The sequence below is a fragment of the Bradyrhizobium algeriense genome (genome assembly GCF_003062295.1).
Classification (GTDB): domain Bacteria; phylum Pseudomonadota; class Alphaproteobacteria; order Rhizobiales; family Xanthobacteraceae; genus Bradyrhizobium; species Bradyrhizobium algeriense.
On sequence record NZ_PYCN01000004.1, the window covers coordinates 223145 to 246683 of the forward strand.

Annotated in this window: 21 protein-coding genes; 12 read left to right on the forward strand and 9 right to left on the reverse strand. The window is 63.5% G+C overall.

The genetic code is table 11. The features are described 5' to 3' along the window. Nucleotides 1-9: 9 nt before the first annotated feature. From C7G61_RS12065 to C7G61_RS12085, 5 genes are all read right to left on the reverse strand, one after another. Complete coding sequence (locus C7G61_RS12065) at nucleotides 10-564, reverse strand: TadE/TadG family type IV pilus assembly protein (protein WP_108514308.1); 555 nt, start codon at nucleotides 562-564, stop codon at nucleotides 10-12. Nucleotides 565-883: 319 nt separating this feature from the next. After that, nucleotides 884-1375 (reverse strand): pilus assembly protein N-terminal domain-containing protein, encoded by a 492-nt coding sequence (locus tag C7G61_RS12070; protein WP_108514309.1) that lies wholly within the window; start codon nucleotides 1373-1375, stop codon nucleotides 884-886. Nucleotides 1376-1618: 243 nt separating this feature from the next. Then, on the reverse strand, nucleotides 1619-2446 hold the full coding sequence (locus C7G61_RS12075) for a sterol desaturase family protein (RefSeq protein ID WP_108514310.1): 828 nt from the start codon (nucleotides 2444-2446) through the stop codon (nucleotides 1619-1621). A 112-nt stretch (nucleotides 2447-2558) separates the two neighbouring features. Then, entirely contained in the window at nucleotides 2559-4010 is a 1452-nt protein-coding gene (locus C7G61_RS12080) for a hypothetical protein (RefSeq protein WP_108514486.1), read from the reverse strand. Between the two features lie 155 nt (nucleotides 4011-4165). Further along, nucleotides 4166-4993, reverse strand: a complete 828-nt coding sequence (locus C7G61_RS12085) for a sterol desaturase family protein (protein WP_108514487.1) — start codon at nucleotides 4991-4993, stop codon at nucleotides 4166-4168. Nucleotides 4994-5302: 309 nt separating this feature from the next. On the opposite strand from C7G61_RS12085, the gene C7G61_RS12090 reads away from it, so the two are divergent. The 10 genes from C7G61_RS12090 (at nucleotide 5303) to C7G61_RS12135 (ending at nucleotide 15945) form a co-directional block, all read left to right on the forward strand. Then, the gene (locus C7G61_RS12090) at nucleotides 5303-5467 is read left to right on the forward strand and encodes a Flp family type IVb pilin (protein WP_108514311.1); all 165 of its coding nucleotides are present in this window, start codon (nucleotides 5303-5305) and stop codon (nucleotides 5465-5467) included. A 185-nt stretch (nucleotides 5468-5652) separates the two neighbouring features. Beyond that, nucleotides 5653-7434 carry a GtrA family protein gene (locus C7G61_RS12095; RefSeq protein ID WP_145963599.1) on the forward strand — a complete coding sequence of 594 codons (1782 nt, stop codon included), beginning with the start codon at nucleotides 5653-5655 and terminating at the stop codon, nucleotides 7432-7434. 94 nt (nucleotides 7435-7528) lie between these two features. Next, nucleotides 7529-8053 (forward strand): A24 family peptidase, encoded by a 525-nt coding sequence (locus tag C7G61_RS12100; RefSeq protein ID WP_108514313.1) that lies wholly within the window; start codon nucleotides 7529-7531, stop codon nucleotides 8051-8053. A gap of 127 nt (nucleotides 8054-8180) precedes the next feature. Then, nucleotides 8181-8975: a Flp pilus assembly protein CpaB gene (gene cpaB / locus C7G61_RS12105; protein ID WP_108514314.1), complete on the forward strand. Its 795-nt coding sequence runs from the start codon at nucleotides 8181-8183 to the stop codon at nucleotides 8973-8975. 17 nt (nucleotides 8976-8992) lie between these two features. Then, a complete protein-coding gene (locus tag C7G61_RS12110; RefSeq protein ID WP_108514315.1) occupies nucleotides 8993-10459 on the forward strand; it encodes a type II and III secretion system protein family protein in 1467 nt (488 codons plus the stop codon). A gap of 9 nt (nucleotides 10460-10468) precedes the next feature. After that, complete coding sequence (locus C7G61_RS12115; RefSeq protein WP_108514316.1) at nucleotides 10469-11221, forward strand: CpaD family pilus assembly protein; 753 nt, start codon at nucleotides 10469-10471, stop codon at nucleotides 11219-11221. Then, on the forward strand, nucleotides 11218-12489 hold the full coding sequence (locus C7G61_RS12120; protein ID WP_108514317.1) for a CpaE/TadZ family protein: 1272 nt from the start codon (nucleotides 11218-11220) through the stop codon (nucleotides 12487-12489). The genes C7G61_RS12115 and C7G61_RS12120 overlap by 4 nt, the downstream gene beginning before the upstream one ends. A 22-nt stretch (nucleotides 12490-12511) precedes the next feature. After that, nucleotides 12512-13975 carry a TadA family conjugal transfer-associated ATPase gene (locus C7G61_RS12125; RefSeq protein ID WP_108514318.1) on the forward strand — a complete coding sequence of 488 codons (1464 nt, stop codon included), beginning with the start codon at nucleotides 12512-12514 and terminating at the stop codon, nucleotides 13973-13975. 7 nt (nucleotides 13976-13982) lie between these two features. Beyond that, on the forward strand, nucleotides 13983-14960 hold the full coding sequence (locus C7G61_RS12130; protein WP_108514319.1) for a type II secretion system F family protein: 978 nt from the start codon (nucleotides 13983-13985) through the stop codon (nucleotides 14958-14960). A gap of 10 nt (nucleotides 14961-14970) precedes the next feature. Beyond that, nucleotides 14971-15945, forward strand: coding sequence for a type II secretion system F family protein (locus C7G61_RS12135; protein ID WP_108514320.1), 975 nt, complete (start codon nucleotides 14971-14973; stop codon nucleotides 15943-15945). Nucleotides 15946-16234: 289 nt separating this feature from the next. Here the strand turns inward: C7G61_RS12135 and C7G61_RS12140 are convergent, their stop codons facing one another. Further along, complete coding sequence (locus C7G61_RS12140; RefSeq protein WP_108514321.1) at nucleotides 16235-17089, reverse strand: tetratricopeptide repeat protein; 855 nt, start codon at nucleotides 17087-17089, stop codon at nucleotides 16235-16237. A 138-nt stretch (nucleotides 17090-17227) separates the two neighbouring features. Between C7G61_RS12140 and C7G61_RS12145 the strand changes: the two genes are divergently transcribed. Next, entirely contained in the window at nucleotides 17228-18610 is a 1383-nt protein-coding gene (locus tag C7G61_RS12145) for a leucyl aminopeptidase family protein (RefSeq protein WP_108514322.1), read from the forward strand. Further along, the gene (locus C7G61_RS12150) at nucleotides 18603-19445 is read left to right on the forward strand and encodes a C40 family peptidase (RefSeq protein WP_108514323.1); all 843 of its coding nucleotides are present in this window, start codon (nucleotides 18603-18605) and stop codon (nucleotides 19443-19445) included. The genes C7G61_RS12145 and C7G61_RS12150 overlap by 8 nt, the downstream gene beginning before the upstream one ends. Before the next feature lie 171 nt (nucleotides 19446-19616). Here the strand turns inward: C7G61_RS12150 and C7G61_RS12155 are convergent, their stop codons facing one another. From C7G61_RS12155 to C7G61_RS12165, 3 genes are read right to left on the reverse strand one after another with little or no spacing between them, the layout of a single operon-like run. Next, complete coding sequence (locus C7G61_RS12155; RefSeq protein WP_108514324.1) at nucleotides 19617-21242, reverse strand: ABC transporter ATP-binding protein; 1626 nt, start codon at nucleotides 21240-21242, stop codon at nucleotides 19617-19619. A gap of 9 nt (nucleotides 21243-21251) precedes the next feature. Further along, nucleotides 21252-22430: an ABC transporter permease gene (locus tag C7G61_RS12160; RefSeq protein ID WP_108514325.1), complete on the reverse strand. Its 1179-nt coding sequence runs from the start codon at nucleotides 22428-22430 to the stop codon at nucleotides 21252-21254. Beyond that, nucleotides 22430-23539, reverse strand: coding sequence for a microcin C ABC transporter permease YejB (locus tag C7G61_RS12165; protein ID WP_108514326.1), 1110 nt, complete (start codon nucleotides 23537-23539; stop codon nucleotides 22430-22432). The genes C7G61_RS12160 and C7G61_RS12165 overlap by 1 nt, the downstream gene beginning before the upstream one ends.

Genomic DNA, 23539 nt, shown 5'->3' on the forward strand with positions numbered 1-23539 from the left:
ATCATCGCATCACGGCTCTACATGAAAAGCGGCGGTCGCAGAGAGTAGCCGCTTGCTGCCGTTGAGATTTCCAATGTTGTAGCCGAGTTTGGTCACGAACAGCGGCCATTCATAGAAGGCGCGAACGACGATGGTATTCGGCGAGCCCGCTGGCGGCACAGAATATGAGAAAGGTCCGGTCAGGCTTCCACTGACGATCGGATCGGTAATCGTAATCGTGGTGCCTGGGGCAAAGACCTTCACATCCACAGTAATGTTCGCCAGATTGCCTGCGCAGTTGAACATCACCTTGATGCGATCGCAGAGTTTGGTCTTGAACGTAGTTTCGGTCATGGCGCTGTCGTGAGCCTCATGCGTGAGCATCAGCCGCGCGGCGTCCTGCGTTCCCTGCTCCAGAAGCTGGCCTGCGAAAAATACAATCGCCGTCTCGAGAATCGCAAACAGCATGCAGAAGAACAACGGCGCAACCAGCGCGAACTCGACGGCGGCCGAGCCCCGTCGGTTGCGGCGAAATCGGTCCAGCGGATTTTTGACAGAGACGGTTGCAACAGCGGGTGACGACATCGAAAATCCCCAGACGGCAGCGGTTATCCGCCTGCAAGAACTATCTGAAAGTGATTGTGGAAGTGTTTCGTCGAACCGAAGCAGAGCGGTCCGGCCCGCTAACCGGCCGTTAACTGTCTTCAGAGGCCCTCACGCAGGCGGGATCGATTCGCGGAAAGGATGATGTGCTGACGCGCCGACAAGCTTGCGCCGAGCCGTCGGGAAGAACCGGCTGGGTGTCTAGAGCAAGGCGGAAAAATGGTTCGCGTGCAGAAATACGTCGGAGCAAAAACCGGAGCTTCGGTTCTGATTCGATCAGAACCGAAAGCGGTCAGTTTGCCTATTTAGTCCCGGCGGCGGCGGCTTGACCGCTGAGAGAACCGGCCTGATCGATCGCGGTCTTGAAGTAGCCATCGCCGTCGCCGAGTGTGACGCGGCGCTGGCAGATCGGCATGCAGCTATAGGATTCCCGCTCGACGCCGCGGTAGACGGTGACGAGCTGATCGGTCGGGCCTTCGACCTGGATCTGGCGGTCCACCAGCACCTCGCCGTTGCGGTCCATGGCGATGAAATTGGTCGCGCCGTAGCCCTTGCCGGTGACGACGACGATGCCGCCGCTCTGCAGGGTCACGTCTGCAATCAGCGGGTTTCCGACCACGATGGTGGAGACCTTGGCAGGAAGCTTCACGAGCTTTGCCTGATCGACATAGACGGCGATGCGGTCGGGATCGGGCGCGGCCAGGCAGACGGCCGGCCACAGCAGGAGACCTGCGGCGAGGGAACGCAATCCAAAACGCGCGTGCGCGCGAATACGCTGGGACTTGAACGACATACTTTACCCCGGGGCATCAACAAGCCGGCAATGGCGATACGCAGCGGAACCGGCGCCCGACACGGTGAATCTGACGACAATTCATGAACAAAGGGCAAATAGGCCCCGAAACGGGGCAAGAAATCCGCGGCAAGCGTGATTAATAGATCATGATCTTCGCGCAAACGCGTTCCGGGTTTGGAAAACCGGCAACCGTGTTTCGCTTGCGACAAACGCGCTCCGCGTTTGCGCGCAGATCATGTGCTATTTGCGGAACGGATAGGCCAGCTGCCCGATGATTTCGCGGGGAAACGAGGACTGATCGTCCACGCCATATTGGACCGGCAGCGTGCCTTTCGGCATCCGGAAGGTCCCGAACAGGATGTCCCAGAGCGGAAAGGTGCCCGCGAAATTGGTGTCGCCGCCCTCCTCGCGGGGGGTGTGGTGCCAGCGGTGAAACACCGGCGTCGCCACGACATATCTAAACGGGCCGAGTGTCCAGTTGAGGTTGGCGTGAACGAACGCCGAATGGAAGATGTTGAACGGCCCGAGCCAGAGCATCACGCCCGGCGAAATGCCGGCCATCAGCAGCACGACATCGACCCCGATGGTACCTAACAGCAGGTTGACGGGGTGAAAGCGCGCCGCCGAGATCCAGTCCACATCCTCCGACGAGTGGTGGATGGCGTGGTATTTCCAGAACCCGCCGCCATGGAACATGCGGTGCAGCCAGTACATCATGAAATCGGCCGCGATCAGGAACAGGATCGCCTGCAGCCATAGTGGCAGCCGCGACAGCGGGCCATGGCCGTTGTCGTAGAAGGCGATCAGCTCGTCGGCGTCGCGAATTCCAAACACCAGGGCGGCGCCGAGCACCAACAGCCCGATGCGGAACACGCGCGCGAACAGCGGCACCAGGAACCAGTAACAGATGTCGGTGACGAGCTCGCGCTTGCGCCACCAGGGCCTGCCGGGGTTACAGGCCCAGAAATGCGCCAGCACCGAGAACACGAGCGCCAGCGCGATCGTGACCGGCACCACCTTGGCCAAGGTCTGGCCGAGCATCTCGACGACTTCGGTCGGCAGGTTCATTGCGACCGGCGTACCAGAATCCCTGCCTCGCCGCCAGTTCGCGCCTCCGGTTTCTACCCCGGATCAAGTCCGGGGCAGGCTTTCGCTCGAAGCGCTATGGAGATCGACCGGATCAGTTGGCCGTGCGAACGTGCAGGACGGCGTTCTCATCGGCATAGGCGCGCCGCCAGCCGCCGATATGATCGAGCAGGCCGACCGCCGGGGTGTGCGGCGTCAGCAGCACGGCATCGATGTCCCACCTCTTGAGAATGTCGAGAAACTGGTTGACGTCCTTGAGCTGCATCGCGCGGTAATAGGCCATCTCGAACGCTTCGCCGTAGAGTTCGGCGCGCCCGTCGATGAAAACGGGCATCTGCCGCCAGATCAGATAGCCGCCGAACGGAAGATCGTTGAGAACCCGCTTGGAATTATGCGCCCTTAGCGCATCGACGGCCGCGGCCGGCGACTGGCTTTCGGGCAAGGTAAAAGGGGTGTTGGCCGCGAGCAGCCATGTCCAGCCGCCGAGCAGGACCATCACCGCGGCCATCACGGGCATCGGTGCGCCGGTACGGGCGAGCCAGGCCGGCCGCAGCGCGAACTGCGACGCCACCGGCGCGAGCACCACGATCGGCAGCAGCAGCGCGAAGATCTCGAGATTCCTGACATGCGACAGCGCCATGTGCAGCAGGCCCAGCACCAGCGCGATCCGCGGCGGCGACAGCTTGACGCCGCCGTAGAGCATGCCGGCGATCAGCGCGAGGATAGCCAGCTCGAACGCGCCGAACTTGCTGAAGTTCGCCGGCATCCATTCATAGATCAGATGCAGGAGCTCGCCGAGGTCGAGAATCTTGCGTGCGGCGAGGATCGATCCCCAGCCGTAAGGCGTGACGCAGCAGGCTGCCAGGGCGCCGATGCCGAACGCGGCCCAGCGCAGCATCAGCGATCTTTGTTGCGAGCGCTCGGCATTCCATAGCGCGTCGACCGCGAACGCACCGACCAGCACCAGGCCAAACACGAACCCGCCGTGCAGGTTCGCCCACAGCGCGATCAAGGGCAGCAGCCATGGCGACGGCGCCTGGCCGCGCTCGCTCGCCGACATCAGCCCGTCCGCCCACGCCAGCATGATCGGCAGCACCAGCACGTGCGGGCGCGCCAGAAAATGCTCCATTGAAAGCACCAGCGCCGCCATCGCGACGGCGACCGCATAGGCTGCGGGGATGCGGCGGCCAAGAATACGAACAAGCAAAGCGAAGGTCGCGGCGATGCAGCCCGCCGCGAGAACCACCGGCCCGGTCCAGCCCGCCAGATTGTAGCTCGTCGCATACAGCACCTGCGCCAACCAGGACGACGACGTCCACGGCTCGCCTGCCTTGGTGAAGGAGTAGATGTCGACGCGCGGCAACGCGTGGTGATCGAGGATCCATCGGCCCACGGCGGTCTGCCAGTAGGTGTCGGAATCTCTCAGGAATATGCCGCCAATGCTCAACAGCAGCACGTAGACGACGATCCCGGCCCAGAGCCATGCAGGTACCCGGCCGAGGATGGAGCGCCTCTCGTTGGTTGCTGCTGCAATACTTGTATTCATGCCGGCAGCCCGCGAGCCGTCAGAAATCTCCGCCTGCGGCAGCCGGAATATCCCGCACGGGATGTCCAGAGCCATGCCGGGACGTCGGCAAGGCTGAAGGCTTTCTCGCGCTGGATCGCTCCGGCTTCAGTGCTCATGCGAAACTGCCGGCCTGACTATTGGCGGAACGGATAAGCCAGTTGCCCGCCGATCTCGGTCGGGATCTCCTGATCGTCCACACCGTAACCGTCAGGCAGTCGGTTCTCCGGCATGCGGAACGTGCCGAACAGGATATCCCAGAGCGGGAAGGTGCCCGCGAAATTGGTATTGCCGCCCTCTTCGAGCGAGGTGTGATGCCAGCGATGGAAGACTGGCGTGGCAAGCACGTATTTGAACGGCCCGAGCGTCCAGTTCAGGTTGGCGTGCACGAAGGCGGAGTGGAAGGTCGTGAACGGTCCGACCCACAGCATGATGTTGGGAGAGATACCCGCTATCAGCAGGATGACGTCGACCAGGATCGTTCCGATAAACAGGTTGACGGGGTGAAATCGCGCCGCCGAGATCCACTCCAGATCCTCCGAGGAATGATGGATGGCGTGGTATTTCCAGAACCCGCCGCCGTGAAACATGCGGTGCAGCCAGTACAGCATGAAGTCGGACGCAACGAGGAATAATATCGCCTGCACCCAGAGCGGAAGTTCCGACAGCGGCCCATGGCCATTGTCGTAGAACGCGATCAGTTCGTCGGTCTCATGAATGTTGAAGAGGACGGCGGCGCCGAGCACCAATAGCCCGATGCGGAAGATGCGCGCGAACACCGGCACGAAGAACCAGTAGCAGATGTCGGTGATGAGTTCGCGCTTGCGCCACCAGGGTTTGCCCGGATTGCAGGCCCAGAAGTGCGAGAGCACCGCAAACACAAGGCCGAGCGCGATCGTGACCGGCACGACCTTCGCCATCGTCTGGCCTATTACCTCGATGACTTCCATTGGCAGACTGGACATGGCGGCCTCGTTCAATCGGAGGCTTCAGGGGTATCTGCTCGCGCTTAAGGAGCCGTGAATCAACGGAGCCGACCGACGTAGCATGCGAGCACGACGAACGGCCTCTGCAGTCCGCTTGCATTTAATCGCATGCCTTAATGCGGTGTTTACTGTGCTCAAGAACTGCAAGTTCCAAGCATTTTTGGGTGGTCGAATTAACTGCGTCGAAATTGTCGCACCCTAGGGTCGCGCCATGGTCACGGTGCTGAGAACGCCGGAAAGACCAAACTTAAGTTCGACCAGCCACTGTGTACACAGGAGTTATCATCTATGAAGAATCTCGTTTCGCGTTTCGTGAAGGATGAGTCCGGCGCCACCGCCATCGAATACGGCCTGATTGCCGCCGGCATCGCGATCGCGATCATCACTGCCGTCAACGGCCTCGGCGGCAAGCTGTCGACCAACTTCAACACCATCTCGACCTCGCTGAAGTAAGCGAAGCCTCACGCAGGTGCTTTAAAGGCCCCGGCAGCGCCGGGGCCTTTATCGTTATTGGCCTTGACGGATGATCCGGATCACAGGGCTGCGGCGGAACACGCTTTACGCTTTGTTGAAAGCAGGCTGCTAGCCTGTCCACTCCTCCAACGTGCCAGCTTAGAATGACCGTCAGCGAGAGGATGATGCCCCAAAGCGTTGTTCGGCCGGCTACGTGGCGCGGCGATGCCATGCTGGGACTGGCAGGGGCCCTGTTGGCGTTCTGCCTGCATGCGCTGGCCGGTTTCCCGACGCTTGCTGGCAATGGCGACAATGATAGCCTGCTCCGACTGGTCGAGATTCGCGACCTCATCGGCGGGCAGGGCTGGTTCGACCTGCACCAGTACCGCATGGGCCCGGCGGGCGGCTTCGTAATGCACTGGTCACGCCTCGTCGATGCAACGATCGCGACGATCATCCTTGCGGTAACCGCCCTTACCGGAAAGCTGGCGACGGGCGAAACTTTCGCGCTGTTCGCCTGGACCACACCGTTGATGGCGGCGGCGCTGGCTTTCCTGCTGCGGATTGCGCGCACCGTCGGCAACGATTGGGCGGTGATGCCGGCCTTCATCATCTGCGCCGCCGCGCTTCACTTCAGCGGCGTCTTTGCGCCCGGCGATATCGACCACCACAATGTCCAGCTCACGCTCTGCCTCGCCGCCATCACCGCCCTGATCGTTGGACGCAGTTATTCGGCCGGGATCGCCGCAGGCGCCGCCTGCGCGTTGATGCTGGCCGTCGGCATGGAGACCCTGCCCTACGTTGCCGTAGCCGGGCTGACCGCATCGGCGGCCTACCTGCTGGGCGAACGCGAGGAGGCTGCCAAGGCGGCAGGATTCGGGCTGGGCCTCGCCGGCGTCGGCCTTGCCGCCTTCGTTGCGACCGTGCCCGCGAGCGGCTGGCTCTCTCCCCATTGCGACGCCTATTCAATCCCGCAATTCGCTGTTGCGGCGATCTCCGGACTCGGCCTGGCAGCGACAGCGGCTTCTCCCGCGCTTGGCCGCAGCTTCGGCGGAAGGCTCGGGGCGTTGCTGGCGCTCGGTATCGCGGTTGCCGTCATTGCGGTGACAGTCTTTCCGCAATGCCTCGCCGATCCCTATGCCGCGCTCAATCCGAGGCTGCAGCAGTTCTGGCTGAACCAGGTGACCGAGGCGCAGTCCTTCTGGCGCGTGCTCTCCGACGATTGGGTCAAGGCCGCAGGCATTTACGTCACGCCCATCCTCGCGCTCGTCGTGCTCGGCTTGCGCCTGCGCCGGCGTAGCAACGCGGCGGGATGGATATTGATGGCATTCCTGACCGCAACCTTCGCCGTCAGCCTCTGGCAGGTGCGCGGGGCGACCTTCTCGCTGCCGCTCGCAGCCGTCGCGCTCGCGGCCTGGGTTGGCGACTGGCGACACCGCACCGCCTTGACCTCGGATCGCACCTCCATGCTGCGCATGGCGCTGGTCTGGCTGATTTCCCTGAATGTCACCTGGAGCGCGGCCGCCCATGCGGCCTCGGCCGCCCTCACAGAGACGGGCTCTGCGGCTACCCCCGCAGGTACATGCGAGCGTCCTGCCGACTACGCCCTCCTCGCTGCGCAGCCGCCGACCACCGTGCTTGCCATCTCCAACCTCGGCTCACCGATTCTGGCGCACACGCCTCATCGCGTGCTGGCCGGGCCTTATCACCGCAACGTCATCGGCAACCTGCTCGCGCTCGATGCATTCATGGGCACGGCAGAGCAGGCGCGACCGACGATCGAGAACAACCGAATAGGACTTGTCGCCATATGCCGCGGCAACGCCGAGACGGCACTGCTGACCGCGCCTGCGCCTGCCGGCCTGCTCGCCGCGTTGACCCGCAGCGAGCCTCCGGACTGGCTCGAGAAGTTGCCGCAGGCGACAGGCGAGCCGCTCGAGATCTATCGCGTCCGACCGCGCAGTTGATGCCGGCCGGGCCGTTTTCCGATCATTTACCTCTCGTCAATAGGCTGCGCTGACGCGCAGCGCGCTCTCTCCCAACCCAACGGGCCATTACGCCATGATCCTCGATACCGCCCGCCTCCTGCTGTTTCCGGCTCTGATGGCATTCGCAGCCGCGAGCGACCTGTTCACGATGACGATTTCGAACCGGGTGTCGCTGGCGCTGATCGCCGGCTTTGTGGCGCTCGCGGTGCTGGGCGGCATGGGCCTGCACGACATCCTCCTGCATTTCGGTGCCGGCGCGGCCGTTCTGGTGGTGGCCTTTGGCTGCTTCGCGATGGGATGGGTCGGCGGCGGCGACGCCAAGGTCGCGACCAGCGTGGCACTCTGGTTCGGTTTCGACCATCTCCTCAATTATCTGCTCTATGTCTCGCTGCTCGGCGGGGCGTTGACGGTGCTGCTGATTCAGTTCCGGCAATGGCCGCTGCCTTCCCTGCTTACGGGACAGCCATGGCTGAACCGGCTGCACGACAAACAGAGCGGGATTCCCTACGGCATCGCGCTCGCCATCGGCGCGCTGATCGTCTATCCGCAGACCGAATGGATCAAGGCGATCGACCTCGCTCACCTCGCGATGCGCTGATCAAACGTCGCTAACTTTCCGTTAAGGCAATTTACACACGCCTCATTAACCATGCTTTGACGAATAGCTGGTCAACTCCCATCACGGCGGCGGAAGCGTCGCAGCGTAATGTGGAAAGTGAAGCGTAATGAATACCGCACGCATTGTGGTCCTGGCCATCGCCATCGGCGCCGGCGGCGTTGCCGCATATCTCGCCAGCGGGTCCGACGACAAGCCAGCGCCGGCCCAGCCGGTCACGCAGCTGCAGACCGTCGATATTCTCGTCGCCAAATCGGATATCGCCCTTGGCCGCTCGGTCAAGCCGGACGATCTGCAATGGCAGACCTGGCCGGCCGCGACCGCCAGCAGCAGCTTCATCAGCCGCGCCAGCAAGGCCGACGCCATCAAGGAAATCACGGGCTCGATCGCGCGCGCGCCGTTCATCGCGGGCGAACCGATTCGCGAACAGAAGCTGGTGAAGGCCGACGGCTCCGGCTTCATGGCGGCGATCCTACCCGCCGGCTACCGGGCCATCTCCACCGAAATTTCACCGGAAACCGGCGCCGGCGGCTTCATCCTGCCGAATGACCGCGTCGACGTGATTCTCACCAAGCGCGACAAGAGTCCGGACGGCAAAGGCCCGGATATCCCCAGTTCAGAGGTCATCCTTGCCAATGTCCGGGTTCTGGCCATCGACCAGGCGCCGAAGGAAAAAGAAGGCAGCAGCTCGCTGGTCGGCAGGACGGTCACCCTCGAATTAAAGCCCGAGCAGGCCGAGACGCTGGCGCGATCGCGCCAGAACGGCTCGCTGACGCTGGCGCTGCGCAGCATTGCCGACGCCAACGCGGTCGAGAAGCCGGACGACCAACAACTCAACAAGCGCGGCGAAAGCCTCAACGTCATTCGTTACGGCGTTGCCAGCCAGCAGACGATGCAGAAGTGACCGAAAGGACGCACGATATGAAGTGCAGGGAAATTCAGCCGATGATGCGAACGTTCATCGTCCGCGCCCTGTCGTTTTCGGCTGTGGCTGCTCTCACGCTCAATCCGGCGCTGACGCCGGTGCTGGCGAGCGACTATCGCGTTGCTGCGCCGGCCACCACCGACGGACAGATGAACGCACGGTTCGTTTCGCTCGGGATCGGCAAATCGTTCGTGATCGACCTGCCGCGGGAGATCAAGGACGTACTGGTCGCCGATCCAAAGGTCGCCAACGCCGTCGTCCGCTCGACCCAGCGCGCCTATATCATCGGCGCCGCGGTCGGCCAGACCAACATCGTCTTCTTCGATTCCACAGGCGCGCAGATCGCGGCCTACGACATCGCGGTCAAGCGCGACCTCAACGGCGTGCGCGCCGCGCTGAAGCAGTCGCTGCCGAATTCGGACATCCTGATCGAGGGCGTCGGCGACGGCGTGGTATTGAGCGGCACCGCGGCGAGCCCGATCGAGGCGCAGCAGGCCGCCGATATCGCCGCCCGCCTGGTGAACGGCGCCGAGAAGGTCGTCAATTCGATCGCCGTTCGCGGCCGTGACCAGGTGATGCTGAAAGTCACGCTCGCTGAAGTCCAGCGCTCGATCATCAAGCAGCTGGGCATCGATCTCAGCGCCAACCTGACTTACGGCACAGCTGTTGTTAATTTCAAAAATATCACCCCGTTCACCGCAAACAGTGCGCCGCTTGTCGCCGGCAACGCCCTTGCCGGGAGTTTCGGCTCGCTGCCGTCCGTGCAGGCGACGCTGCGCGCGATGGAAAGCGCCGGCGTGGTGCGGACCCTTGCTGAGCCTAACCTCACAGCCATTTCCGGCGAGTCCGCAACCTTTATCTCCGGCGGCGAATTTCCAATCCCAACCGGCGTGACCTGCCAAACAACAACGTCCGGTAGCGTCGGACAATGCGTCCAGACAGTCAGCTTCAAGAAATTCGGCATCTCCCTCAACTTCACGCCGGTCGTGCTGACGGAAGGACGGATCAGCCTTCGGGTGATGACCGAAGTGTCGGAAGTCTCGACCGAAAACGCTCTGACCGGCGGTGCCGGTGGAACGACCATTCCCTCGATCAAGACCCGCCGCGCCGAGACGACGTTGGAAATTCCGTCCGGCGGCGCGATGGCGATGGCCGGCCTGATCCAGGAACAGACCAAGCAGGCGATCAACGGCCTGCCCGGTCTGGCGCAACTGCCGGTTCTCGGCACGCTGTTCCGCAGCCGCGACTACGTCAACAACCAGAGCGAACTGATGGTTCTGGTCACGCCCTATGTGGTGCGCGCGGTGGCGCAGAAGGACCTGTCGCGGCCCGACGACGGCTTTGCCGCCACCTCGGACCCGCAGGCCGACCTGCTCGGCAGCATCAATCGCATCTACGGCGTTCCGGGCCGTGTCGAGAAGGCACGGAATTATCGCGGCACCTACGGCTTTATAACGGACTGAGGCGGGACGATGACACCGAGGACGAAATCAAAGAAGCCCGCCGATCCCAGGCGCGCCCTCTGCCTGGCGGGAGCGCTGATCGGTCTTTCCGTGGCGCTCAGCGCCTGCAAGCACACCACCGATGTGGTGACGACGGCGGGCGTGCCTGACGACTATCGCCTGCGCCATCCGATCGCGGTCCAGGAAGCCGACCGCTCGATCGTGGTTTTCGTCGGCCGCGGACGCGGCGGCCTCTCCGCCTCCCAGCGCGCCGACGTGATGTATCTGGGCCAGACCTGGATGCGGGAAGGCACCGGCGTCATCAGCATCGACGTGCCCGTCAATACGCCGAACGCGCGGGCAGCCGAAGATTCATTGCGCGAGATCCGGGCAACACTTGCCGCCGCCGGCGTGCCACCGCGCGCCACCAGTGTCCACCAGTATCGCCCCGAAGATCCCAGGCACATGGCTGCGATCCGCCTCAACTATCCGAAGATTTCAGCGGTGGCCGGCCCATGCGGGCTGTGGCCGGAGGATCTCGGACCGTCGATCAACAACAGGAGCTATTTCGAAAACAAGCCGTATTACAATTTCGGCTGCTCCAATCAGCGCAATCTGGCGGCGATGGTCGACAACCCGTCGGATCTCGTGCAGCCGCGTCCCGAAACCCCAGCCTTCGCGCCGCGCCGTGGTGTAGCCTTCGACAAATATCGCAAGGGCACCTCCACCGCGACCATCTATCCCGAGAGCGACAGGGCCAAACTCAGCGATACCGGCAAATGATCACTTACTCGCGCCAGAATACAGAACAGCAGCCGGAAATGACGGCGCCGTCCACCGAGGATCACATCGCGCCGGCGCCGCGGGTGTCGGTGCAGGCTTTCTGCGAGACGGTGGAAACTGCGGCCGCCGTGCAGTCGGCGGGCGAAGACCGCCGCCTCGGCAAGGCTCACCTCAAGATTCAGATGGGCGGCATGGCCGCCGCGGTCGAGGCCTACCGCTCGGCCCCGACCCCGAACGTCATCATCCTGGAAACCGAAAACCGCAACGACATTCTCCTCGGCCTCGACCAGCTCGCCACCGTCTGCGACGCCGGAACCCGCGTGATCGTGATCGGACGCATCAACGACGTCATGCTCTATCGCGAACTGGTGCGCCGCGGCGTCAGCGACTACGTCATCGCCCCGGTCAGCGCCATCGACGTCGTGCGCTCGGTCTGCAACCTATTCTCGTCGCCGGAAGCCAAGGCCGTCGGCCGCATCATTGCCGTCGTCGGCGCCAAGGGCGGCGTCGGCGCGTCCACCGTCGCCCACAACGTCGCCTGGGCGATCGCCCGCGATCTGGCGCTGGATTCCGTGGTCGCCGATCTCGACCTCGCTTTCGGCACCGCCGGCCTCGACTACAATCAGGACCCGCCGCAGGGCATCGCGGATGCGGTGTTCTCGCCCGACCGGGTCGATACCGCGTTTCTCGACCGCCTGCTGTCGAAATGCACCGACCACCTCAGCCTGCTGGCGGCGCCGGCAACGCTCGACCGGGTCTACGATTTCGGTGCGGAGGCGTTCGATTCGATCTTCGATACGCTTCGCACCACGATGCCCTGCATCGTGCTCGACGTCCCCCACCAATGGTCGGGATGGACCAAGCGCGCCTTGATCGCAGCCGACGACATCCTTATCGTCGCGGCGCCCGATCTCGCCAATCTGCGCAACACCAAGAACATCTTCGACCTCTTGAAGGCATCCCGGCCGAACGATCGCGCCCCGCTCTATTGCCTCAATCAGGTCGGCATCCCGAAGCGTCCGGAGATCCCCGCCGCCGAGTTCGCCAAGGCGATCGAAAACCACCCGATCGCCACGATACCGTTCGAGCCGCAAATTTTCGGTTCGGCCGCCAACAACGGCCAGATGATCGCGGAGATCTCCGCAACCCATCGCACCACCGAGATGTTCCTGCAGATCGCGCAGCGGCTCACCGGCCGCGGCGAGACCAAGAAGCCGAAGAGTTCGTTGCTGTCACCTTTGATCGAGAAGTTGCGGGCCAAGAAGTAGGTCGCCTGCGTGGAGTGCCATCGTGTTCGGTAAGCGTAGTGGAAATGATAGCGATACGCGGGCGCTAAGGCCCGCCATCCAGGCGCCGGAGCCGGTTGCCGCCGCGGTAGCGACGCGCGAGGTCGCCGCGCCGACCGTGGCTTCGCCGCCGATCGCCCCCGCCAAGGCGCCGCCCGCCCCCGCCATGGAGGCGCGGCGATCCGACAATTACTACCAGGTCAAGGCGACCATCTTCGGCGCCCTGATCGAGGCGATCGACCTTGCCCAGCTCGCCAAGCTCGACGGCGAGTCCGCGCGCGAGGAAATCCGCGACATCGTCAACGAGATCATCGCGATCAAGAACATCGTGATGTCGATCGCCGAGCAGGAAGAGCTGCTCGACGATATCTGCAACGACGTGCTCGGCTACGGCCCGCTGGAGCCGCTGTTGTCGCGCGACGACATCGCCGACATCATGGTCAACGGCGCCGGCACGGTGTTCATCGAAGTCGCCGGCAAGATCCAGAAGACCGGCATCCGCTTCCGCGACAACCAGCAGCTTCTCAACATCTGCCAGCGCATCGTCAGCCAGGTCGGCCGACGCGTCGACGAATCCTCGCCGATCTGCGACGCCCGCTTGGCCGACGGCTCCCGCGTCAACGCCATCGTGCCACCGCTGGCGATCGACGGGCCCGCCCTCACCATTCGTAAGTTCAAGAAGGACAAGCTGACGCTCGACCAGCTGGTCAAGTTCGGCGCGATCTCGCCGGAAGGCGCGCAGATCCTGCAGATCATCGGCCGCGTTCGCTGCAACGTTCTGATCTCGGGCGGCACCGGCTCGGGCAAGACCACGCTGCTGAACTGCCTGACCCAATTCATCGAGGAGGACGAGCGCGTCATCACCTGCGAAGACGCCGCCGAACTTCAGCTGCAGCAGCCTCACGTGGTGCGGCTGGAAACCAGGCCGCCCAACATCGAAGGCGAAGGCCAGGTCACGATGCGCGAACTGGTCCGCAACTGCCTGCGCATGCGCCCCGAACGCATCATCGTCGGCGAAGTCCGCGGACCCGAGGCATTCGACCTGCTGCAGGCCATGAACACCGGCCACGACGGCTCGATGGGAACGCTGCACGCCAACAACCCGCGCGAAGCCCTGTCACGCTGCGAATCGATGATCACGATGGGCGGCTTCTCGCTGCCCTCGCGCACCATCCGCGAGATGATCTGCGCCTCGATCGATGTCATCGTGCAGGCCGCGCGCCTGCGCGATGGCTCGCGCCGCATCACCCACATCACCGAGGTGATGGGCATGGAAGGCGACACCATCATCACCCAGGATGTGTTCCTGTACGACATGATCGGCGAAGACGCGAACGGCAAGATCATCGGGCGGCACCGCTCGACCGGCATCGGACGTCCGCGGTTCTGGGAACGGGCGCGATATTACGGCGAAGAGAAGCGGCTTGCGGCCGCGCTCGACGCGGCCGAAGTCACCGAAACGACGTGAGGAGTCCATGAGCATACAGACGCTCGCACTGGCGTTTCTCGCCGCTACCGCCATTGGCGGCCTGGCCTGGGTATTCATCTATCCATCGCTGTCGGGCCAGAGGAAGGCCGAATCCCGCCGCGCCTCGATCGCGCGTTCCGACGCGCCGGCGCGCCAGGTCGAGAAAAGCCAGCGCTCGCGCCGTGAGCAGGTCGAGGGATCGCTGAAGGAACTCGACGCCCGACGCAAGAAAGAGAAGTCCGTCCCGCTCACCACCCGCCTTGCCCAGGCGGGTTTGGGATCCTGGACGCCCCAGAAATTCTGGATCGCGTCCGGCATTTCCGGCGCGGTCGGATTCGTGCTCGCCTTTGTGATCGGCGGCAGCCTGCTGGGCGCCGCTGTGATGGCTTTCGGCACCGGCCTCGGCCTGCCGCGCTGGGTCCTGGGCTTTCTCAAGAAACGCCGCGAGAAGGCGTTCCTGAAGGCGCTGCCCGACGCCGTCGACGTCATCGTGCGCGGCATCAAGGCCGGTCTGCCGCTGTTCGAATCGATCAAGGTGGTGGCAGCCGATTCACCCGAGCCGCTAAAGAGCGAATTCAACGCCATCATCGAAACCCAGACCATCGGCATGCCGCTCGGCGACGCCTGCGCGCGGCTGTATGAGCGGATGCCGTTACCGGAGGCGAACTTCTTCGGCATCGTGGTCGCGATCCAGCAAAAGTCGGGCGGCAACTTGTCGGAAGCGCTCGGCAACCTCTCCAAGGTGCTGCGCGACCGCAAGAAGATGGGGGAGAAGATCAAGGCGATGTCGACGGAAGCCAAGGCCTCCGCGAGCATCATCGGCTCGCTGCCGCCGATCGTGATGCTGCTGGTCTGGATTTCGACGCCCGACTACATCTCGCTGCTTTGGACCCATCACATCGGTCAGTTCATGCTGGTGTGCTGCCTCGGCTGGATGACGATCGGCATCCTGGTGATGAAGAAAATGATCAATTTCGACTTCTGATGGTGCGGCCATGATTGAATTTCTGATCGCCAAGATGCACGACGCGCGGTTCATGACCATGCTGCTTGCCGCCATCGCGGCGAGCGCGACCGCCTATACGCTGATCATGCCGCTGTTTGCCGGCGAAGGCCTCGCCAAACGCATGAAGGCGGTGGCCAGCGAGCGCGAACGGCTCCGGCAGCGCGAGCGCGACCGCCTCGTCAAATCGGAAAAAGTGTCGCTGCGGCAAAGCCCGAAGCAGCTCGTTTCCAAGGTGGTGGAAGATTTCAACCTGACCAAATGGCTGGCGCAGGAAGCCGCGCGCGACAAGCTGATCATGGCCGGCTATCGCGGCCACGCGCCCTACGTCACGTTCCTGTTTGCCCGCGCGGTGACACCGATCGTGCTGTTTGCCGGCGCGGCCCTCTACGTGTTCGTGATCGCGCAGATGGACAAATCGCTGACGATCAAGCTCGGCATCTGCGTCGCCGCCGCCTATCTCGGGCTGCAGGCACCGATGCTGTTCCTGCAGAACGCCATCGGCAAGCGCCAACTCTCGATTCGGCGCGCCTTTCCCGACGCGCTCGACCTGCTGCTGATCTGCATCGAGTCCGGCATGTCGGTCGAAGTCGCCTTCCGCAAGGTCGCCACCGAAATTGCATCGCAGTCGATCGCGCTGTCGGAGGAATTCTCGCTGACCACGGCCGAATTGTCCTACCTGCAAGACCGCAAGGTGGCTTACGAGAACCTGGCCAAACGCACCGGCCTCGAGGGCGTGAAATCGGTCTGCCTGGCGCTGATGCAGTCGGAACGCTACGGCACCCCGCTCGGCCAGAGCCTGCGCGTGATGGCGCAGGAAAACCGCGACATGCGGATGAACGAGGCCGAGAAGAAGGCGGCAGCGCTGCCGCCGAAGCTGACCGTGCCGATGATCGTGTTCTTCCTGCCGTGCCTGTTCATCGTCATTCTCGGACCGACCTACATCAAGATCCAGATGATGCCGTAAGGCGAAAGGCGCGGCGGACGCCGCGCCGTTTAGCCGTTGCCGGCGCGCGGCCTTGCTGCCTCGCCAAAACTTCAGCGAGCCAGCACCGGCAGGTCCAAGCGAAGTCTTGGCGTGGAAGCCTTGCACAGCGGGAAACGAGACGGGGCGGTACGACGCGACACCCGGCCTGATTTACGAATAGCTCTGGAATGCTGGATCCGCCTTCGCTCTCCGAGCTACGGCGGACAAGTCAGCCGCGGGAGCCTGTCATCGGGCGCGCATTCGCTGGTGATGACGACGGCGGCGATGCTCAGTCGGGCCGGTTGAGGGCTGCGACCGGGACGGTCGCCTTGTTGCCGGCAGGACGCGAATTGTCCTTGTCCTTGCGGCTCAACATTTCCCGCAAATAGGCCACGTTGGCGGTCGCCTCGTCGGCCGGCAGGTCGCCCTTGGCGATGGTCTCGGCTTCCGCGAAGCGGCCCTGCAGGCCGACTACGAGCGCCAGGTTCTGCCGCACCCTTGCGTCGGCGCGGGGATTGGAATGGGCGCGCCGCAGCGTCTCCTCGGCTTTCGGCAATTCCCGCGTCAGCATGTAGGAGAGACCGAGATTGGACAGCACCGACGGCTCTTCCGGCACGATCTTCAACGCGCTCGCATAATAGCCGCGGGCCTCCTCGTGCTTGCCCATCTTGTCGAGCGTGGTGCCCTGCACTGAAAGAATGCGCCAGTCGGGATTGGCGGGCGAATGGGCGCGGCTGAGCACGTCAAAGGCCGCCTGCGAATTGCCGTTATCGGCGAGCGCGCGGCCGTAAGCGGCAAGCAGAGCCTTGTTGCCGGAATTGGCGATGGTGGCCTGTTCGAGCACGGCGGCGGCCTGCGCCCGCTGGCCGGTGGCGCGGAGCGCCTGGCCGTATCCCAAGGCCGCCTCGGCATCCTTGGGATTGGCGCGATATCGCTCGCCGTAAACCTCGACCGCGCGGCGCGGATCGTCGGGAACGGCTTGCGCTTTTGGTGACGATGACGATGAGGTCAGCGACCCCGTTATGTCGGACATGGTCTGGCAGCCGCCAAGGCCTGCGGCGAGAACCGCCGTCACGGCCGCGGAGGAGAGGAACCGAGCGAGAGACCCGGCAAGAGACCGGGAATGGCTGGACTGTCGACGCATGGGCACTTCAACTCACGGGGAAATGGCTGACGAATGGAGCCGAACGAGCCAGCAATAGACTGTTAACCCTAACGGCCGGTTAATTGGCCGTGCTATGCCATCGGCACCACCCCACCCGTCCCCTTTCGCGAGACCCGCATGCAATCCCCGTTCGAGACCGCGCCCGACGCCGCTGCCATTCCGATCATTTTCGCCACCAAGACGAGTTGGGCCGGAATCGCCAGGGAGCTTCCCGAGCAGGCCCGGCAGTTTGCGGCGGCCAATGACTTCACCGCCAAGCCCGGCAAATGCCTGACGTTGCCCGCGCCCGACGGGAAGATCGCACAGGTCGTTTTCGGCATCGAGGACGAGAGCAGCAAATCCCGCGACCTGTTCAGGCCCGGCACCCTGCCGGGCCAGCTGCCGCCGGGCGTCTATCGCTTTGCCAATGCGCCGCATGATGTGCGGCTCGCGACGCTGGCCTTTGCCCTCGGTACCTATCGGTTCGGCCGCTATCGCAAGGCGGAACGGCCCGACGTCCGGCTGGTGCCGCCCGACGGCATCGATGTCGCCGATATCGCGCGGATGGCGGAGGCGGCAGCACTTGCGCGCGACCTGATCAATACGCCATCGAACGATATGGGCCCGGAAGAACTGGCGCAGACGGCGCAAGCGTTGGCGACGCGATTCGGCGCCACGTTCAACTGCATCGTCGGCGATGAGCTCGTGAAGCAGAACTTTCCGCTGATCCACGCCGTCGGCATGGCCTCGACGCGCGCCCCGCGCCTGATCGATCTGAGCTGGGGCGATCCCGCCCATCCCAAAGTGACGCTGGTCGGCAAGGGCGTCTGTTTCGACACCGGCGGCCTCGACCTGAAGCCGTCGAGCGGCATGTTGATCATGAAAAAGGACATGGGCGGCGCCGCCAACGTGCTGGCGCTGGCGCAGATGGTGATGGATGCGAAGCTGAAGGTCCGGCTGCGCGTGCTGATCCCCGCGGTCGAGAACGCGGTGGCCGGCAACGCCTTCCGCCCGCTCGACATCTTCAAATCGCGCAAGGGACCGACAGTGGAGATCGGCAACACCGACGCCGAGGGACGGCTGGTGCTGGCAGATGCGCTGGCGCTGGCAGACGAAGAGAAGCCGGATCTACTGGTGGACCTCGGCACCCTGACGGGAGCGGCGCGGGTGGCGTTGGGGCCGGATTTACCGCCCTTTTACACCCATGATGAGACGCTGGCCGAAGCCGTTGCCGCCCACGCAAAAGGGGAGAACGATCCGTTGTGGCGAATGCCGCTGTGGCCGCCTTACGATTCCTGGCTGGACTCAAAAGTGGCCGACATCAACAACGCACCGTCGGGCGGCTTTGCCGGCTCGATCACCTGCGCGCTGTTCCTGCAGCGCTTCGTCACCGATGCAAAGAGCTGGCTGCATGTCGATATCTACGGCTGGACGCCTTCGGCAAAACCCGCGCGTCCCGAAGGCGGCGAATGCCAGGCCGCACGCGCGATCTATAAACTGCTGAGCGAACGCTATGGATGATCCGCGCCTGACGCCAGCACGGCCCGAAGTCGCCGCTAAATATCTCGAAGGCAAGGTGAAGGCCGCGCGCTTCGTCGTGGGCGAGGAATTTGGCGTGCGCGATGCCATCGCGCCAATGCGCGAGGGACCTGTTGCGGATGCCATGCTGTCGACGCAAGCGCTGAAGGGCGAGCACGTCACCATCTACGACCACAACGGCGAAGGCTTTGCCTGGGGGCAACTGAGCAGCGACGGCTATGTCGGCTGGATCCCGGACGCTGCGCTGACAAAGCCTGCGGCCGCGCCGACGCACAAGATCACGGCTTTGCGGACGTTCGCGTTCCCGGGCCTGTCGGTCAAGCTGCCGCCGGTCGAGACGCTATCTTTGGGCGCGTGCGTAACGGTTGCCCGTGAAGACGGCGCGTTCGCCGTCACGAACGAAGGCTGGTATCTGCCGCGACGGCATGTCGGTAGCCTCGACGTGATGGAAAAGGATTTCGTCGCGGTCGCCGAACGTTTCGTCGGCACGCCCTATCTCTGGGGCGGCAAGAGCTCGCTCGGCATCGATTGCTCCGGCCTCGTCCAGGTTTCGCTGAACGCCGCCGGCACCGGCTGCCCGCGCGACAGCGATATGCAGCAGGATGGCTTGGGCCGGACGCTCGACGCAGCCGAGGTGAAGCGATTACAACGCGGCGACCTGATTTTCTGGAAAGGCCACGTCGCCATCGTCCGCGACGCCGACACCATCGTGCACGCCAACGCGCATCACATGGCGACCGTAGTGGAAAACACGCGAGAGGCGATTGCGCGGATCAAGGCGGCCGGCAGCGAGGTGACGGCCATCAAGCGGTTATAGCTTCGCTATCTCCACGTCATTGCGAGGAGCGAAGCGACGAAGCAATCCATCTGTCCCCGAGCCGAGACGTGGATTGCTTCGCTGCGCTCGCAATGACGTGGAGAAGCCGCGGCGTACTGGATGCCCCGCCCCAGTGCGCAATTGCGCACAAGGCGGGGCATGACAGCAACCCTATAAATCCGGCACGGCCTCGATCCGGAACGCGGCGGCGAACAGCGCGCGGGTGTAGTCGCTCTTCGGATTCTTGAAGAGCTCCGCGGCAGGGCCCTCCTCGACCACCTTGCCGTGCCGCATCACGATCAGATGGCTCGCCAGCGAAGCCACGACGCGCAGATCGTGCGAGATGAACATATAGGTCAGGTCGCGCTTGCGCTGCAGCTCGCGCAGCAGGTCGACCATCTGCGCCTGGAACAGCATGTCGAGCGCTGAGGTCGGCTCGTCCAGCACGACGAAGTTCGGCTCCAGCACCACCGCGCGCGCGATCGAGATACGCTGGCGCTGGCCGCCGGAGAATTCATGCGGATAGCGGAATCGCGTTTCCGGATCGAGACCGACGTCTCGCAGCGCCTTGACGACGCGCGTCTCGCGCTCCTCATACGACAGCGACTTCTGATGCACGCTCAATCCCTCGGCGACGATATCGCCGACCGACATGCGCGGGCTCAGCGCGCCGAACGGATCCTGAAACACGATCTGCATGTCGCGGCGGAACGGCAGCATGGCCTTGAAGCGCAGGCCCTGGATGTTGTTGCCGAGGAACACGATCGGGCCATCAGAGGAAATCAGCCGGAGCAGCGCCAGCCCCAGCGTGGTCTTGCCCGAGCCGGATTCACCGACAACGCCGAGCGTCTCGCCCTTGCGCACCGCGATGCTGACGCCATCCACCGCCTTGATATGACCGACGGTCGAGCGCAACAGCCCCCGCTTGATCGGAAACCAGACCTTGAGATTGTCGGCCGACATCACCACCGGCTCGTTGGGCCGCGGCGGCGCCGGATCCGGCTTCGGCTCTGCTGCAAGCAGCGCGCGGGTATAGGCATGTTTCGGCGCGGTGAAGACCTCTTCGACCGGTCCCTGCTCGACGATCTTGCCCGAATTCATCACGCAGACGACGTCGGCGATGCGGCGGACGATGCCAAGGTCATGGGTGATGAACAGCATGCTCATGCCGAGCCGCGACCTGATTTCGGCGAGCAGCGCCAGGATCTGGGCCTGCACGGTGACATCGAGCGCGGTGGTGGGCTCGTCCGCGATCAAAAGGTCCGGCTCGTTGGCGAGCGCCATCGCGATCATGACGCGCTGGCGCTGGCCGCCGGACAATTGATGCGGATAGCTCTTCAGCCGCGTTTCGGGATCGGGAATGCCGACCTGCGTCAAAAGCTCCAGCGTGCGCGCCCGCGCCACCTGCCCGCCGATGCCGCTGTGCAGCGAAAGGATCTCGCCGATCTGCGCCTCGATCGTGTGCAGCGGATTGAGCGAAGTCATCGGCTCCTGGAAGATGATCGAGATGTCGTTGCCGCGGATCTTGCGCATCTCGTTTTCCGAGGCATTGAGCAGCTCGCGGCCCTTGAAATGGATCGTGCCGGAGGGATGCGACGCGGTCGGATAGGGCAGCAGTCTTAGCACCGACAGCGCGCTGACCGACTTGCCGGAACCAGACTCGCCGACCAGCGCCACGCACTCGCTGCGCTTGATCGAGAATGAGACGCGGTCGACCGCAGTCGTGGCGCCGCTCGGCTGGTGAAAAGCCACCGAGAGATCGCGGACATCGAGCAAGGGCTGATTGATGGCGTCCATGCCCGGCCCCTACCTGAACGTCTTGCGCGGATCGAAGGCGTCGCGCGCGGCTTCGCCGATGAAGATCAAAAGCGACAGCATGATCGCGACCGAGAAGAAGCCGGTAAAACCGAGCCACGGCGCCTGCACATTGGCCTTGCCCTGCGACAGCAATTCGCCGAGCGAAGGCGAGCCGGGCGGCAGGCCGAAGCCGAGAAAATCCAGCGCTGTCAGCGTCATCACCGAGGACGACACGATGAACGGCAGGAACGTCATGGTCGCTACCATCGCGTTCGGCAGCAGATGCCGAAACATGATGACGCCGTTGGAGACGCCGAGCGCACGCGCCGCCTGGATATATTCAAAATTTCGTCCGCGCAGGAACTCGGCGCGCACCAACCCGACCAGCGCCACCCAGGAGAACAGCAGCAAGATGCCGAGCAGGACGAAGAAACCCGGCGGCAGCACCGCTGAAATGATCAGGAGCAGATAGAGTGAGGGGATCGCAGTCCAGATCTCGATGAACCGCTGGAAGGAGAGATCGATCCAGCCGCCGAAATAGCCCTGCACACCGCCGGCGGCGATGCCGATGACCGATGAGATAATGGTGAGCGTCAGCCCAAACAGCACCGAGATGCGAAAACCATAGATCAGGCGGGCGACGACGTCGCGGCCCTGATCATCGGTACCAAGCCAGTTGTACTCGAGGTCGCTGCAGCCCTTGAGCCCCTTCTTCTGCACGACCTCTTTGCATTGCGCTTCCGTCAACATCCAGGTTGGCGGGGACGGCGCCGGCGTCGGCAGGTCGAGATTGTGAGTGGTGTAGGAATAGCGGATCAGCGGCCAGACGATGGTGCCGCCCTTGGCCGCGATCTGCTTCTGCAGGTAGGGATCCCGATAGTCCGCGGCGGTCTCGAAGTCGCCGCCGAAGGTCGTTTCGGAATAGCTGACGAAGGCCGGCCAGTAGAGATGGCCGTCATACTTGATCAGGAAGGGCCGGTCGTTGGCGATCAGTTCGGCGAACAGCGAAACCACGAACAGGATCGTGAAGATCCAGAACGACCAATAGCCGCGGCGGTTGGCCTTGAAGTTCTGCCAGCGGCGGCGGTTGAGCGGCGAAGGCGCAAAAACATGACTCACGACCGGGACCGCCGCGCCGAGCGGCGACTGCGTCGAGGTCTCAACCGGTTGGCGTGCAGTGATCGTCATCAGACCTCGCGCGCCTCGAAATCGATCCGCGGGTCGATCCACATGTAAGTGAGATCCGAGATCAGATTGATAAGGAGGCCGACCAGCGAAAAGATAAACAGCGTGCCGAACACCACGGGATAGTCGCGATTCAGAACGCTCTCGAATCCGAGCAGACCAAGACCGTCGAGCGAGAAGATGGTTTCGATCAGGAGCGAGCCGGAAAAGAAAGCGTGAATGAACGCGCTCGGGAAGCCCGCGATCACGATCAGCATCGCGTTGCGAAAGATGTGACCGTAGAGCACCTGCCGCTCGCTGCAGCCCTTGGCGCGCGCGGTCATCACATACTGCTTGCGGATCTCGTCAAGGAACGAGTTCTTGGTCAGCAGCGTCATGGTGGCAAACGCCCCGAGCGCCATCGAGATCAGCGGCAGCGTGAGGTGCCAGAAATAGTCGATGATCTTCCAGTACCAGGGGAACTGCGACCAGCCGTCCGAAGTCAGGCCGCGTAGCGGAAAGATGTTGAAGAACGAGCCGCCGGCGAACAAGATGATCAGCAGGATCGCGAACAGAAATCCCGGAATTGCGAAGCCGATAATGATCACCCCCGAGGTCCAGGTATCGAACTTCGTTCCGTCCTGCACGGCCTTGCGGATACCGAGCGGTATCGAGATCAGATAGGTCAGAAGCGTCATCCATATCCCGAGCGACATCGAGACCGGCAGCTTTTCCTTGATGAGCTGGATCACGCTGACGTCCCGGAAATAGCTCTTGCCGAAATCGAAGCGGGCGAAATTCCACACCATCAGCGCAAAGCGCTCATGCGCCGGCTTGTCGAACCCGAACTGCGCCTCGAGTTTCTTGATGAATTCCGGATCGAGGCCCTGCGCGCCGCGGTATTTTGAATTGACGGCATCCGCCGCTGCGCCGGTCTGAGGCCGAGCACCGAAATCGCCGCCGGAGGAGCCCGACACACGAGAGGCCGCCCCGGTATCTGAACCCGAGAGTTGCGCGATCACGCGCTCGACCGGCCCGCCGGGCGCGAACTGCACGACCACGAAGGAGACGAACAGGATGCCGAGCAGTGTCGGCAGCATCAGGAGAACGCGGCGGGCGATATAGGCGGCCAT

Coding starts and splice junctions, on each gene's coding strand:
- C7G61_RS12065 (WP_108514308.1), bottom strand. CDS start 564: ATGTCGTCACCCGCTGTTGCAACCGTCTCTGTCAAAAATCCGCTGGAC.
- C7G61_RS12070 (WP_108514309.1), bottom strand. CDS start 1,375: ATGTCGTTCAAGTCCCAGCGTATTCGCGCGCACGCGCGTTTTGGATTG.
- C7G61_RS12075 (WP_108514310.1), bottom strand. CDS start 2,446: ATGAACCTGCCGACCGAAGTCGTCGAGATGCTCGGCCAGACCTTGGCC.
- C7G61_RS12080 (WP_108514486.1), bottom strand. CDS start 4,010: ATGAATACAAGTATTGCAGCAGCAACCAACGAGAGGCGCTCCATCCTC.
- C7G61_RS12085 (WP_108514487.1), bottom strand. CDS start 4,993: ATGTCCAGTCTGCCAATGGAAGTCATCGAGGTAATAGGCCAGACGATG.
- C7G61_RS12090 (WP_108514311.1), top strand. CDS start 5,303: ATGAAGAATCTCGTTTCGCGTTTCGTGAAGGATGAGTCCGGCGCCACC.
- C7G61_RS12095 (WP_145963599.1), top strand. CDS start 5,653: ATGCCCCAAAGCGTTGTTCGGCCGGCTACGTGGCGCGGCGATGCCATG.
- C7G61_RS12100 (WP_108514313.1), top strand. CDS start 7,529: ATGATCCTCGATACCGCCCGCCTCCTGCTGTTTCCGGCTCTGATGGCA.
- cpaB (WP_108514314.1), top strand. CDS start 8,181: ATGAATACCGCACGCATTGTGGTCCTGGCCATCGCCATCGGCGCCGGC.
- C7G61_RS12110 (WP_108514315.1), top strand. CDS start 8,993: ATGAAGTGCAGGGAAATTCAGCCGATGATGCGAACGTTCATCGTCCGC.
- C7G61_RS12115 (WP_108514316.1), top strand. CDS start 10,469: ATGACACCGAGGACGAAATCAAAGAAGCCCGCCGATCCCAGGCGCGCC.
- C7G61_RS12120 (WP_108514317.1), top strand. CDS start 11,218: ATGATCACTTACTCGCGCCAGAATACAGAACAGCAGCCGGAAATGACG.
- C7G61_RS12130 (WP_108514319.1), top strand. CDS start 13,983: ATGAGCATACAGACGCTCGCACTGGCGTTTCTCGCCGCTACCGCCATT.
- C7G61_RS12135 (WP_108514320.1), top strand. CDS start 14,971: ATGATTGAATTTCTGATCGCCAAGATGCACGACGCGCGGTTCATGACC.
- C7G61_RS12140 (WP_108514321.1), bottom strand. CDS start 17,089: ATGCGTCGACAGTCCAGCCATTCCCGGTCTCTTGCCGGGTCTCTCGCT.
- C7G61_RS12145 (WP_108514322.1), top strand. CDS start 17,228: ATGCAATCCCCGTTCGAGACCGCGCCCGACGCCGCTGCCATTCCGATC.
- C7G61_RS12150 (WP_108514323.1), top strand. CDS start 18,603: ATGGATGATCCGCGCCTGACGCCAGCACGGCCCGAAGTCGCCGCTAAA.
- C7G61_RS12155 (WP_108514324.1), bottom strand. CDS start 21,242: ATGGACGCCATCAATCAGCCCTTGCTCGATGTCCGCGATCTCTCGGTG.
- C7G61_RS12160 (WP_108514325.1), bottom strand. CDS start 22,430: ATGACGATCACTGCACGCCAACCGGTTGAGACCTCGACGCAGTCGCCG.
- C7G61_RS12165 (WP_108514326.1), bottom strand. CDS start 23,539: ATGGCCGCCTATATCGCCCGCCGCGTTCTCCTGATGCTGCCGACACTG.